Consider the following 13,973-nt stretch of genomic DNA (forward strand, 5'->3'; position numbering starts at 1 on the left):
TTGCCGCCCACAGGCAGGAGCAGCAGCGACCCAGTCTTGTCCACCGCGAGCCAGCCGCCGCCCGCGACGACATAGATCGCTGACCCGTCCACCCCAGGCGTTGTCGCCAGGTCGGCGCTCGCATAGACCGCCTCGGCGCCCGAACCATCCGTGTAAACACGGTAGATCGTGAAACCTGAAGGTCCGGGCTCACCGGAGGCGCCGGGTTCGCCGTAGGGACCGAAGGTATTGACGAAAAAGACCTGCGTGCCATCTCCGGTCATGGTAAAGCACGGCCAATCCCCATACGGCGCAATATCCACCTGGTGGGTCTCGCCATAAGACCGGTGCGTCAAAGTCTGCACGAGGCTGGTCTTTGCCGCGGTGGTTGCGTCATAGACCATGATCTCCGGCGCGAGGTCGCCGGGCCCGCGCAAGCGCACATAGGCGACCGTGCGGCCATCATCCGAGATGTCATACGCGTTATAGAGACCGTTGGCGCAATAGTTGCCCACGCCCGTATCATACGTGAAGCCTTGTTCGACCAGAGTCTCGTTCGCGCCGTCCGTGTCGATGATGCGCAGTTGATGCGCGAAACAACCGCGAGCGTCCTCCACGGTCTGACGGACATAGAACACGGCTCGGGAGCCATCCGCGGACATGCGAAACGACTCGATCACATAGTTACCGCCAACACAATCCGTGATTTCTTCGAAATAACCGCGCCGTACGATGGGCGCTGATTCGGACCCGAAGGTTGCCGGGGAAATGGTGAAGAGCTGCGACAGCAGGAAGAGCGGTACGGAAAGGGTCCCCATGGCTCTGCTCCCTTACGGTTGGTGCGATCTTGGGCTTCCTCCGCCTTGCTAAGGCCACCATAGCACACCATGCGCGGAAGGGCAATAGGCAGAAGCGCGAAAAGTGACCTCAGGGCGCCGGTCAGACAGGTTCTTTTCCGATGTGCCGTGAGAGGGCTTGCAACGCTGTTAAACGTTTTGTTCAAATGCCATGTGACGCTGTTCCAAATCCAGACGGGGAGTGACAAAATGTCGAGCAACGTGTTGAGCAAGCTTCTTTCGATAATGACGCTGGTCACGGCAACTCTGGCCGCGCAGGAACCGGCGCGGTTGTCTCTTGGACAGGAGACTGAGGGGCCGTGGTGGATGCAGGAAACGGCGTTGACGTCCACAGGCGGTCTGCGCCTCGACGGCAAGCCTTGGTGGGACAAGGCCGCGGCGCTCGACGTGGGCGAATCCTTCATCGTCGAGGGGGAGCGGTCGCTCGTGCGGCGTGAGACGTTCAATGACCGGGGCGGGCGCCCGCAGGATGCCATCGTGTGGGTGCTCGATGACGATGAAGACGGGAGTGTTGGGGACGGCGGTGATCGCGATTCGGACTGTTACGTCGCGGATTATGGCCGCGACGGTTCGGCCGACCGCATGGTCGACTACATGGATGACGACGGGGATAACGATCCCGACGAGATGGATATCCGCTATTTCGCCGACGGCGAACTGCGCTATTGCTGGTTCGGCATGGACCTCGACGACGACAGCGCCATGTGGAGCCTGAGCGGCTACGAATACGGCGGCCCCAGTTTTTTTGAGAGCGACCCGTACGGCGACAGCATGATCTACATGAACAAGCTCGACACGGACACGGGCGGCTGGTCCCCCATCTCGGAATGCCCGTTCGCCTTCTATGACACCGACGGCGACGGGCAGAGCGAGGCGGTGGTCCGGTGCAGCGCCGTTCCGTTGACTTATGACACGAACGTGGACCCCGACTACGCCAACGACTACGCCCACTTCGCGGCGCCGTGGAGTCCGGCCTTGGCGCACATGGGCATCGTCAACATACGTTACGGCTTCGACATCGATGGCGGCAGCTCGGAGGACACGCCGCTCCACTACGATTTCGGATTCAACCTCGTCGGCGCGGCGCCTTACCAGTACCCCGGCATGAACCATTTCAACTCCAAGCGCCGTCCGCCCCAGACCACGATTGTCACGCCATGGGAAAGCCTGCGCGGCATTTGCGACGCCTACGCCGCGCGCGAGACCGGCCTGAGCTGGCACGAACAAACCGACGACACCATCGCGATCGGGTATGGCGCGCACGAGAAAGACGATTACCGCTGGGAAGGCGTCTTCTGGACGTGGGAGCGCATTTTCATGGAGAACACCGGCGGGCCCTGCCAGAAGTGGAACGTGCGCCGCGAGTACAGCGCCACGCCCGCGGCGAAACGCGAGCTCTACTACAGCGCCGTCGACCGCCGCATTCATCTCAAGCATGCACAAGAAGGCTGGATTCAGGTGGGGCATTTCGCGGGACTGGGGGATCTCGGCGAAGTCCGGATGTTCGACACGGACGGCAACGGCTATTTCGACCGCTGGGAGTACGATTTCGGCGACTGGCGCCGCGTGGCGAACGTATCCCATGAACGCGCCGAGGACGTGCCTTGGGATTTCGAAACCCTGACCAAGCGCTATACGGACAGCATTCTGCCTGATGCGGACACCGCCAACCGGCGTTTCCTGGCGGCGATGGCCGCGCAACGCGGGTTTCAGACCGACCCGAAGCTTACCGCCGCCGCGGGCGCAAGTCCCGGCAACTTCCAGCGCTTCGCCCAGGACGTGCTCCGCGAATTGCAGTACGGGGATTTCTACACGTATTGGTCAGGGGTTGCCGCGCGCGCTCTGGCGGGGCGGCCCATGGATGACTTGCGGCCACTGGACGCGACAGCCCGCGCGTCGCAATGCACCTCTCAGACGGCATGGGAATTGCGCCGTCTCTTGTCGCGAATCGATGTTTTGTACGGCGAGGGCCGACTGGAGGAAGCCGCCGAGCTAATCGAAGTTTCCGGACAGACGTTCCGCATTCCCGAGACCGCTTGCGGGAAACAGGCAACCCCATGACAGGATTCGGTTATTGCCTGCAATCTCATGGAAGAGTGGTTTCCATGGAGACCGCCGCGACGGCCCGAGCCGGGAACCGCGGAGCGGGATGCGGCACTTGAAGGACACTGCGCATGCACGACGACACGCTCGCGATAGACGGAGGAAAGCCGGTGGCCACGGGCCCTTTCCCCCCGCCCTGGCTGGGACCTGCGGCGATCGGCGAAGAAGAAGCGGAAGCGGTGGCTGCGGTGGTGCGCAGCCAGTTCCTGTTTCGTTTTCTCGACCATGAAAACTCAAAGTGCACGCAACTGGAGAACTTGTTCAGGCGAATGACCGGCTGCGAGCACGCGCTGGCCGTCGGCGGCGGCACGGCCGCGCTGATTTGCGGGCTGACCGGAATCGGAGTCGGGGACGGCGATGAGGTTATTGTGCCGGGCTTCACCTACATCGCGTCGGCGTCGGCCGTGTTGATTTGCGGGGCGGTTCCCGTCATCGCGGAAATCGACGAGACGTTCACCATCGACCCGGAAGACGTCGAGAGAAAGGTCACGCCGCGCACAAAGGCGGTCATGCCCGTGCACATGCGCGGCATTCCCTGCGACATGGACCGCATCCTGGACGTTGCGCGGCGGCACAATCTGCTGGTGATTGAAGACTGTGCGCAGGCGTGCGGCGGCCGCTACAAAGGAGAGGCGCTGGGCTCGCTTGGCGATGTCGGCTGCTTCAGTCTGCAGCAATACAAGGTCATCACCGCGGGCGAAGGCGGCATGGTAGTGACGCATCGCCGCGAGGTATTCGAGCGCGCGGCAATCCGCCACGATTCCGCCATGTGCTTCTGGAATCCCGCCGACACCACCATCGGCCCGTTCCCCGGCGAAAACTGCCGGATGAACGAAATGGAGGGCGCGCTCGGTTGCGTGCAGTTCGGGCGCATGGACGCCATACTCGAACGCACCCGCGCGTTATACCGCCGCATCCACGAAGGCATCGCGGATTGCCCCGGTATAAGGCCGCGCCGTTCCCCGGACCCAGAAGGGGACTGCGGCATCGCGGTTGCTATCCTGCTCGAATCCGGCGACCGCGCCAGGCGTTTTGCGGAAGCGCTGAACGCCGAAGGGATCCCGGCGGCCAGCATTTACGACCGCGGCATTCCCGACCGCCATATCTACTGCTACTGGGAGTACGTGATGGGAAAACGCTCCAGCGACGCGCATGGCCGCCCCTGGACGTCACCGCTCCACGACCAGACGCGCGAGTACCGGCCGGACATGTGCCCCGGGACCCTGGATATCCTGGGCCGCGCGGTCATCATTTCTCTCGCGCAGACTTTCGAAGACCAGCACGCCGACTGGATCATCCGGGGTATCCGCAAGGTCGCGCGCGGCCTTCGATGACATTGCGGCCCGGCACTCGCCGCTACGGTATCGCCGCCTGTTCGCCGAGCCAGTTGCCGTAGGTCAGCATCAGCACCGCCGTGACGAGCACGACGATGGCCCCCGCGATGGCGGCGCGGGTGGGCAGGCGCCGGCCGTGCCACTCGCGCAACGCCACGCCTGCCAGGGCGCTGAACAGAATCAGCATGATCATGTGGATGGCCCAGCTGGAGAACTTGAACTGGCCCATGCGCACATGGCCCAGCCCGTAAAACAGAAACTGCGAGTACCAGAGGCAGCCGGTCAGCAGGGCCATGGCGTAATTCATCCGAAGCGCGCCCGGTACGGCGCCGGCGGGCTGCCGGAATTCCCCGAAGGTCTTCTGCCGGAATCCGAGCCACAGCGTGTACGCCAGAGTCGTGCAGAATGCGCCGGTGTTCGAGAAGATATACACCACGTTCATTTCCCAATGCCCCGCGCCGAACCTCGCCGCCGTTTCCGCGATGGGCTTGCCCGTGTCGTTAACCGCCACTCCGTAAATCGCCGACAGCACGCCCGCAAGCAGGCACAGCGCCAGGCCCTTGCCCAGCGAAAAAGTCCCCGTGGTTCCGGTTCCGGCGAGCAGCTCCTGCTCTTTCCAACGGCCCGCGACACCGCAGAGCAGCGTGCCCGCAAAACCGACCAGCATCCCGGTCATGACCCAGCTCGCGCCCTGCTTCTGAATCAACTCCTGCAGCGTGCCGCCAAGAATGGGCCCGGCGAGCGTGCCGAGCACGCACGAAATGCCAATCGCAATCGCGTAGGTCAGGGAGTATCCGATGTGTTTGATGGCGAGGCCGAACGCGGTTCCGCCCACGCCATAAACCACGCCCAGCAGGAACGTGATGGTCATGGCGTGTTTCGGCGCGGCGCTCAGCACCTGGCCCAGGTCGGGGATGGTCAGCCACGCGCCGGCTATCGGCGCGATGAGCCAGCAAATGGAAGCCTGGGCCAGCCAATAGGTCTGCCACGACCACCCGCGGAGCTTCTGTTGGGGCGTGTAGCACAGCGCGGCGGCGCACGCGCCAAAGGCATGAAGAAATGTTCCCAGCAGGGGGTTGTCGGCTACCATACCCATACTCCATCGTTATACAACCATCCCGACCCCCGGCCAGGCTATCAGCGGCCCCCAATCACGCAACCGGTCCTTCTTCCGCGTCAAATGCCCGCGTTTCTGCGCAGACGCGTCAGGGCGTCCACGGACTCCTTTGGAATGACGCCGCGCCGGTCGGGCGGCACATCGAGGAGAAGATTGACACCGAACTTGCGCGCCGCCTGGTGCAGGCCCAGCAGGACATCATCGCTCCGGGGCATGTCTCCTTCGACCCAGAACCATTCCTTGCCGATCGGGTCGCAAATCTCGCCCGGCATGTAGTATTCCTTGCCTTCGATTTCGCGCCATCTCTTGTATCCGCCCTCGGGCGGGAGGCTGCGCTCGATGGCGATGATGTCCGACGGCCACGCATAGTCCACGTTGTAGTTTTCCTGGTCCGAGATGCCGCTGTTCATCATGATGACCGTTTCGGGCTGGAGCGACGCAATGTGGTTGTAGAGAAAGGTGCGGTACCCGCGCCCGAGCGCGCCGGGAATGTCGATCCACGTTTCGGCGATAGGCCCGTACTGCGTGAGCAGTTCCGTGACCTGCGCGGTCTGAAAGGTCTGGTAGGTTGACGTGGTGTAGCAATCCTGGCCATCGGACCACGTGCGGCTGCCAAAGCGGTTGTGGTTGTCCCACGAACAGTAATAGAACCCCGGCAGCACGCCCTTGTCACGGCAGGCGGTGACGAACTTCTCGACCACGTCGGTCTTGTCCGCGCTGTTCGCGACGGAGTAGTCCGTGTGCTTCGTGGGCCACAGGCAGTGCCCCGCGACGTGTTTGGTCGTGAGCACGGCGTATTTCATGCCCGCGTCCCGCGCCACGGAGACCCACTGTCCGACATCGAGGGCCGTGGGCGCATAGAGCGACACCGGGTCATTGCCGCTGGGCAATTCCTTTCCGACAAAGGTGCTCATGCCGTAATGGAGGAACATGCCGTAGCCGAGCGCCTCCCACGCCTGCAGCGCTTCCACGCCGAGCCGCTGATTGCCCTGTTTTGCGTCCGCCGCGGCTGGGGGCGCGTCCGGCGCGCGCCCGTCCGCCCGCGCGGCAGCCGCGCCCGCGGTGGCGGCCGCGGCAACCGTTGTGGTTGCCAGGAAATGCCTTCGTGAACAGCCCCTTCTTGGTTTCATGGCCTGGTCCTTTCCGGGAGTGCGATTCCCCATCTGCGACAACCCATGTCCGGCACGCTCCGCGCCGCTATTGTGCAGTTGCGGCCGGAGTCTATCAACTCGGCGCGTCATTCGGCGCTTCGCGCAGCAGGCGCACCCGCCGGTGGCGCGGCTCAGTCAACCGGGCCGGGACGGCGAATCCGCGGCGCATGCTTGATCTTCGGGCGAATGGCCAGCCATTCGACGCCCTGAAATTCCGGGTCGTCGATAGCGCGTATCTCTTCCGCGCCGCGGTACGGGCACATCGTATCGACCCACACAATGAGCCGCAGCAGGCTCACGGGGTCCACGCGGACCTCGTGATGTTTGCCGCTGGACGCCATCTCGATGAGGCGGCTGTTGTACGAGAGGCAGGTCATTGGCGGCGGCGTGACGTACGCGGCCGGGTCCGTTGTGCCGTAGGCCTCGACCATCAGCGTGTTCGCGATGCCCCAACCGGGCGGCGGCGTCTCGGGCGCGGCATAGGGCGCGCCCCACGTTGGCCGCCCGATCAGCGTAAGATATGGCTCCGTGAAAACGGGCGCGCTGGGGCGCTCGGTCAGGTCGAGCGTCTTGCGCGCTCCGCCGTCGCCCTGGTGGCATTTCCCGCAATACCGGTCGAGCACGGGTTGCACGTAGCGGGGATAACTGACCGTGTCGTCTGACCAGGGTGGCGGCGCGATGTCCTGCGGCTCGCGCGAGAAAGCGATCGCCTGGCCCGCGACCACGGGGGTGCGGCTGTGCGACTCGTGACAGCCGAGGCAGCCGCGCCGTTCCCCCGGCATGACATTGACGAAGCTGCGCATCGTCTGCAGCGCGCGCTGGTTCTCGTCGAGCAATTGGAAGTGGAGCGCCATGCCCGCCGGGGCCTTGAACGCAACGGAACCGTCGTCTTCGATGCGCACCGTGCCCAGCATGCGCTTGACCCCTTCCGACTGCACCGCGGAAACCACGGGGCCGGTCGAGATGTAGGGGCGCTGGTACCAGTAGGTGTACGTCTTGGGTTCGATGTTGAGAATACGCAGATAACGGGCCCTGCCCTGCAATTCGGGCGGCGCGCCGTGATATACGTTGCCGGTGTAGATCACTCCGTCCCGCGGGCGCTCCCGGTCCTCGGCGTTCGGCCACATGACACGGTCCGCCAGCACGGGAGGACGCGAGCGCGGGCGCAGCGGCATCGCGTGAAAGATGTTGTTCACGCCCTCGTAGATCAGTTCGCGGTTGCCGTCCGTGTCCATCAGATACAGCCGGAACCTGCCGTCCCGCTGCGCGGAGACCAGGAAGTCACGTTCGCTGAGCGGGTAGGGGCTGTAGTAAGCGGGATACTCGCCGCTGGCGTGGTAGGCGGGCGATTCAACAGGGTCGACGGGGCCGTTGCCGCACTCGGGCCACGGCACGTCCGCGGTGACCTTTGTCAGTCCCAGCGGGAAGTTGAAGCCCTGCGCGGGATCGAGAATGCCCACCGAGCCGCTGAACCAGTTGTGGTGCGCGCTGCCGGTGAACAAGACGCGCGTGCTGCCCGGTATGCTGCGCGCATCCTTCATGAGGTCCGGCCAGACACTCTGGTTGCCCCAGAGCGTGCTGACCTGCGTGCCGTCCGGGTTGATGGTCCAGAGCTTCTGCGCGCGCCAGAGCGGTTTGTCCGTGTATTCCCAGCGCGTATAGAGGATGCGCCCGTCGTTCATGACCGAAGGCAGGTAGTCCGGCTCATTATTCGACGAGATCAGGTAGATGTTGCGGCCGTCGCGCTCCGCGCGCGCGAGCACGAACGCGTTCGTGGGCGGCATGCAGCGCACATACGTGTGCCCCCGCGTGGTCGAGAAGAGCACATGCCGTTCATCGGGCAGATAGATCGGGTCAAGGTCGTCGTAGGGGCCGTCCGTGAGTTGCGTGCAGCCGCTGCCGTCCACGCCAACCTCGTAGAGGTGGAACGACTTCTCGTTGTGCGGCTTGAAACAGATGAGGAGCCTCTGCGCGTCGTGCGAAACGTCGAAACGCCAGAACGAACCGTGCAGCGGCGGCTGCGGCATGATCCGCGAAACGCGGCCGTCCGGGCGCAGCCCGTCCAGCGCCAGGATGCGCGCGCCGGGCACCGCCATGTACCCGAGGCGGTGGCGCGTTTCGTGCTGCCATTCGCTGCCCTGTGGATAGGGCATGTCGACGAACACGACCCGGTCAAAATCGACGGCCGGATTGAGGAACATCACGCGCCGTTTCACTTCGCGGACACGGAAGTAGAGCACCTTGTCAGGCTGCGACAGGCCAGTTGCCTGCCCTTCGAGACCGTTCAACTCGAGCCGCTCCGCGGAAAAGTCGCGCATGCCTGGAAACTGTCCTTCGATGCGCTCCGTCAGTGCGCGGGTCCATGCGATCTCCGCACGGATGCGGTCCGGGTCCGGGTTCTGGTTCGCCTGATGCATCCAGTCGCTTTCCAATACGGCTCGCGCCTGTGCGGCATCGAGATCGCGAGTCTCCGGCGTTTCCGGCTTGACATAGGGCGCAACCGCTTCGTGCATGCGCGGGCGGAACTGTATGCGCCGCCCGGCCTCGAGGATCAGGTCTGGCCACTCGGGCGAAAACCGCGCGGCCGGGCCACGGGCCTTCAACCCTTCAAATTGCGCGCGTATCCTCTCCGCCTCTCCCCAGCGTCTCGCGTCCTCCGGCGTCTGCTTGCCGATCTGATATTCGGTCAGCGGCTTGTACTCCAACAGCAGGTCCATGAGCTGCTGCGCCTGGCGCACCTCGAACCGTCCCCGGCCCGCCAGCAGGTATTCGAGCGGGCTTGCACCCGTGTATACCGCGTACTCGGCGCATTCCCGTGGAAACCTGGCGCGCATCAGCCGCAACACCGCGTTGCCCACTTCCGAGTCCACGGGTTCGGCCCGCTCCGCGATCTGTTTCCTGGTAAGCGCGAGCGTTTCGGCGAAGGACGCGCCTGAAACCAGCGTTTCGCTCGCGGCGGCGTCCATTTCTTGCAGAAACGCGGCCACTTCCTTGCTGCCTTCCGCGAAAAGGGCGGCGACCCTGTCGCCGGGCAGCGCGGAAGCATAAATACGCAGGTCGTCGAGCCTGCCCTCGAAATGCTCGTTCGCGCCGCCGCTGGACCCAATATAAGCGGCGACGGACGGATCGATCGCGACGACGCCGGGCCGCTCCAGTTCCTGCACCAGCCTGCCGTCCAGGTACACGCGCATGAATGCGCCATCGAACGTCGCCGCGCAATGGTGCCAGTTGCCATCCAGCAACAGCGCAGGGTCCACCGGCGCGTCGCATTCGAGATAGCCGCCGATATCCAGCCCGAGCGACAGTATCGAACCGCCCCCTTGAAACGAAAAGAGCACGCGGTGCTCGTTTTCCTGCCGGAAAATCTCGCGGAAGCCATCCAGCGTGGCGGGCAAGACCCACGCACAGAGGGAGACCGCCTCGAGTTCAGGCCGGCCAAAGCCGGTCACGCGCAGCTGGTGCTGGCCGCGCAGCGCGAGCGCATCCCCGTATACGCCCCGTTTCGAGGAAGGCCGCTCGCCCCCGGCGGCCTCCGTATTCGTGCTGCCCGACTTATCCGCAAGAAGCTGCGCCTGCCCGCCGTCGAAAGTCCAATGCGCCAGCAACGGCCCGCACTGCGCTTCGTCCGCCGCCGCGGCCCCGAACAGCGCAAGCAGGACGCCGGCCAGTACGTGCCGCATCGAAGACAGTCCGCAATACAACCGCATGAGCGCATACCCTTTTTTGGTTATCCGGCCATTGCCGCCGCATTATAGACCCGCCGCGTCCGCGGATGCCCTATCTGTTTTCGATGTTGCCGCCGAGCCGGACAAGGCCGGCACGCTCCCGGCAAGCGGAAGACCGGAGAGATGCCTGTTTTGAACCGGGCAGGCCGTTGCAATCAAGCCCGCGTTCTGATTAAATGCCGGGCATATTTGTTTCTGCCGCGGCGGGGCGCTGACTTCCGCACGGCCACGCCTGCCCATCAGGGACGCAATAACTCCGGGGAAAAGTTTGCATGAATGAAGCAGCCGAATTCACGCGGCTCGACGGCGTCGTACTAGTGGGATACTTCGTGGTTATCTTGCTGTTCGGCGTGTGGGTTGCGCGCCGTGTGCGCAGCAGTAACCGCTACTTCCTCGGCGACCGCAAGCTCCGCTGGTGGATCATGGTCGGCCAGGCGTTCGGCACCGGCACGCATGCGGAACACCCCGTCGCGCAGGCGGGCGCGACATGCGAGTTCGGGTTCGCCACCATCTGGTACCAGTGGAAGAACATGCTTATCACGCCGCTGTATTGGCTGTTCGCGCCTTGGTACCGGCGAAGCGAACGGACGACCATCGGCGAGATCGTCGAGGACCGCTACGGGCGTCGGCTCGCGATCGTCTACACGATCTTCGCCATCGCCTACTTCGTGTTCAACCAGGGCGCCATGCTCAAGGGCGCGGGCAAGGCCATTTCCGTGGCAACGGGCGGCGCGGTCGTCTCGCCGAACGAAGTCGTGTTCGCCATGACCGTCGCGTTCATCATTTACAGCTTCTTCGGCGGGCTCATCGCGTCCGCCTACACCGATTTCGTCCAGTCCTTCCTGATCATCACCTTGTCCGTCATGCTGATCCCCGCCGGTCTGTCCGCGGTGGGCGGGGTTTCCGGCCTGCACGCCAGCCTGCCGGAAGATTTCTTCACACTTTACAGCGAAGTCAGCGGCCTGACCGCGTTCACCATCGCGATGCTCGCGGTCAACGGCATCGTGGGCATCGTCGCGCAGCCGCACATGCTCTCCATGGCCGCCACGGGCAATACGGAACGCGCGGGCCGCGTCGGCCAGACCTACGGCAATTTCATCAAGCGCCTGTGCACGGTCGGCTGGGCGTTTACGGGGCTGATTGTTGCGGCGCTGCTCGTGCAGCGCGGGGCGGCGCTGCCGGAAGGCGAGGCGGCGTTCGGGTTCGCGTGCCGCGAATTCCTGGCGCCGGGACTGACCGGCCTGATGATCGCGTGTATCCTTGCCGCGAACATGTCGACCTGCTCGAACTTCATGGTCAATACCGGTGCGCTCTTCACGCGCAACCTGTACAAGGAGTACGTGAACCCCAACGCCAGCGACCGGCAACTGCTGATGATGGGCCGCCTTTCGGGCCTTGGCCTGACACTGCTCGGCATCCTGTTTGCCGTGGCCGTCGACCGCGTGCTGGACGCGTTTCTGTTCACGGAAACCATAGCCGCGCTCATGGGCGTCATGTTCCTCGGCGGCATGCTGTGGAAACGCGCGAACCGCTACGGAGCATGGGCGGCAACGGTCGCCTCTTTCGTCGTCTACTATGCGCTGAACTATCTCATGTCTTGCCGCTCCCCAGGCGGCGATACGGCCTTCACGACGCTCGCCGCCGCAGTTCAGGAACTCGTACACCGCACACAGGCCGGCGGCGCGCTGGCGTTCCTCGAGTCCGGCGCCGTAAAGCTCGTGTACCCGTGGAAACCGGGTCCGTTCGGGTGGGCTATGGTCGCGGGATTCGGCTCCCTCATTCTCGTGAGCCTGCTCACGCGCCCGGAAGATGCCGCCCGCATTGAACGCTTCTTCGACAAACAGCGCCGCTCCACCGACGACGACCCCGACCCCGCGACGGGACTTCGCCCCCTCGCCGCCGAACGCGGCCAGGACCTGATTCTGCTGGACCTGCCCGGCTGGTTCACGGCGGAACGTTGGCGCGGCTTTTTCCGCCGCTACCGCGAAGACCTCATCGGATTTGTCCTCGCCTGGCTCACCGTGGGACTGCTCATTTTCCTCGCCTGGGGCATCCTCCAGCTCGGCGCGTAACGCCAAGGACTTCTTGCGTGCGGATTCCGTGCAGCCTTTCCGGCTGCTCCTGAGCAGGCCCGGTTGCCCTGTGATTTCCGGGCTACGCTGCCCTTGAGGCCGCGGGTCTCCCGCTTCTTCTCTTGCAGACGCGGTCTGGTGCGTCGCGGCCACTTTGACCCCATGCCCCGCGTCTCGCGTTGCTTGCATTGTCCCGCAGCGCGGTTCAGAATCCGGTGCGTGGCCCGAAACATGTGGCATTGGGAAGGAAGGGAAGCTGGTCATGAACAAGACTGCAGGTTGCATCGCCGTGTGGATGGCGCTGATCGGGACGGCCGCCGCGCAGGCGCCGGCGCTGTTCGAGGATGTTCAGGCCGTCGCGCTGCCCAAGGGCACGTACGGATACCGCGGGATGCCGGGCACGTTGCTGGAACTGAAGGACGGCCGGATTCTGCTCGCCTATACGCGCATGCTGCCCGACGGCAATGCGGACGGCTCGGTGGCGGCGAAGTATTCTTCGGACCAGGGCAAAACCTGGGGCGAAGAATTCGTGCTGACGTCCGCGCCGAAACCGCAGGGTTCGGGGCGCTACTGCCACCCAAGCCTGTTGCGTCTGCAGAACGGCAATATCCTGCTGTCGTATATCTACGGGTCGCCCGCCCAGTTCCCGGCGTTGTTCGGACACAATTACTACAGGCTTTCGACCGACGAGGCGCAGACCTGGGGCGACCAACTTATCGTGACGCCGCATCCGGGCTACAACATCATCCACAACGACAAGTTCATCCAGCTTTCGACGGGGCGCATCCTCGCGCCGGTCGAATACGAAGTGAGTTTTACCAGCGGGGACCACGGCGGCTACGTGAGCTACACGGTCTATTCCGACGACGGCGGGTATAGCTGGTGGGAGAGCAAGAACATGGTAGACATGTTACCTGTCGAGGCGCAGGAGCCGCACGTCGTGGAGCTAAAGGACGGGCGTGTCCTGATGCTGATGCGCACGTACAGCGGCAGCGTGGCCCGGGCCTACTCGGACGACAAGGGCGAGACCTGGTCCCAAGGCGAGATGGTCCCCGAGCTTCCGCTTCCGCCCAACAGTTCGGCGCTGAATGTCAAGCGCATCCCATCGACGGGCGACCTGCTGCTCGTCCGTTCCAGCAGCGGGCCCAAAGAACCGCCGCACCGCCGCACGCCGTTCGTCTCGGTCATCTCGACGGACGACGGCGCGACATGGACCCACGAACGCGTAATCGCGGGCGACCCCGAGGACGACTACGGCTATCCCGGCCTTACGTTCGTGGGTGACATGGCGCTCGTCGTCTACCATCAGCGTGATGGCCTGCACGTGGCCCGAATCGGAGTGGACTGGTTCTACGGGAAGTGAGAAAAGGTTCTCCCGGATTCAGGGCGACTCGACCCCTGTGAAATCGGCGCGGGCCTCGAGTCAGGCATAAAATTGCGGCGTCCCCCCGCCCGAGCACAAGGCCCGCGCCCTCCGGCAACTCATGACGTTACCAGACACGCCCGGGCCTCCAAGACAGGCTTTCAGAAGGACGAGTGACCTGCTTGCAGTGGGAAGTGCAAGGCATGTCGAAAGGAATGGCGATGGCGCGCCTGCTGGGACTCGAACCCAGGGCCCTCGGCTTAGAAGGCCGA

Annotated in this window: 8 protein-coding genes; 4 read left to right on the top strand and 4 right to left on the bottom strand. The window is 64.3% G+C overall.

Annotation, left to right across the window (positions count from 1 at the left end; genetic code table 11):
- Positions 1-797 (bottom strand): hypothetical protein (locus KA184_17845; GenBank protein MBP8131446.1); only part of this gene is annotated, 797 nt, incomplete at its 3' end.
- A 228-nt stretch (positions 798-1,025) separates the two neighbouring features.
- Here KA184_17845 and KA184_17850 point away from each other — a divergent pair.
- Positions 1,026-2,897 (top strand): hypothetical protein, encoded by a 1,872-nt coding sequence (locus KA184_17850; GenBank protein MBP8131447.1) that lies wholly within the window; start codon positions 1,026-1,028, stop codon positions 2,895-2,897.
- A gap of 113 nt (positions 2,898-3,010) precedes the next feature.
- Positions 3,011-4,273 (top strand): DegT/DnrJ/EryC1/StrS family aminotransferase, encoded by a 1,263-nt coding sequence (locus KA184_17855; GenBank protein MBP8131448.1) that lies wholly within the window; start codon positions 3,011-3,013, stop codon positions 4,271-4,273.
- Between the two features lie 22 nt (positions 4,274-4,295).
- Here the strand turns inward: KA184_17855 and KA184_17860 are convergent, their stop codons facing one another.
- The 3 genes from KA184_17860 to KA184_17870 form a co-directional block, all read right to left on the bottom strand.
- On the bottom strand, positions 4,296-5,363 hold the full coding sequence (locus tag KA184_17860; GenBank protein MBP8131449.1) for a rhamnose:proton symporter: 1,068 nt from the start codon (positions 5,361-5,363) through the stop codon (positions 4,296-4,298).
- 86 nt (positions 5,364-5,449) lie between these two features.
- Positions 5,450-6,520, bottom strand: a complete 1,071-nt coding sequence (locus tag KA184_17865; protein MBP8131450.1) for an alpha-L-fucosidase — start codon at positions 6,518-6,520, stop codon at positions 5,450-5,452.
- A 152-nt stretch (positions 6,521-6,672) separates the two neighbouring features.
- Complete coding sequence (locus KA184_17870; protein MBP8131451.1) at positions 6,673-10,221, bottom strand: hypothetical protein; 3,549 nt, start codon at positions 10,219-10,221, stop codon at positions 6,673-6,675.
- Between the two features lie 317 nt (positions 10,222-10,538).
- Here KA184_17870 and KA184_17875 point away from each other — a divergent pair, with 317 nt between their 5' ends.
- The gene (locus tag KA184_17875; GenBank protein MBP8131452.1) at positions 10,539-12,338 is read left to right on the top strand and encodes a sodium:solute symporter family protein; all 1,800 of its coding nucleotides are present in this window, start codon (positions 10,539-10,541) and stop codon (positions 12,336-12,338) included.
- Between the two features lie 295 nt (positions 12,339-12,633).
- Positions 12,634-13,701 (top strand): exo-alpha-sialidase, encoded by a 1,068-nt coding sequence (locus KA184_17880; protein MBP8131453.1) that lies wholly within the window; start codon positions 12,634-12,636, stop codon positions 13,699-13,701.
- The last annotated feature ends 272 nt before the right edge of the window (positions 13,702-13,973 follow it).

The organism is Candidatus Hydrogenedentota bacterium, from assembly GCA_018005585.1.
Taxonomy (GTDB): Bacteria; Hydrogenedentota; Hydrogenedentia; order Hydrogenedentales; family JAGMZX01; genus JAGMZX01.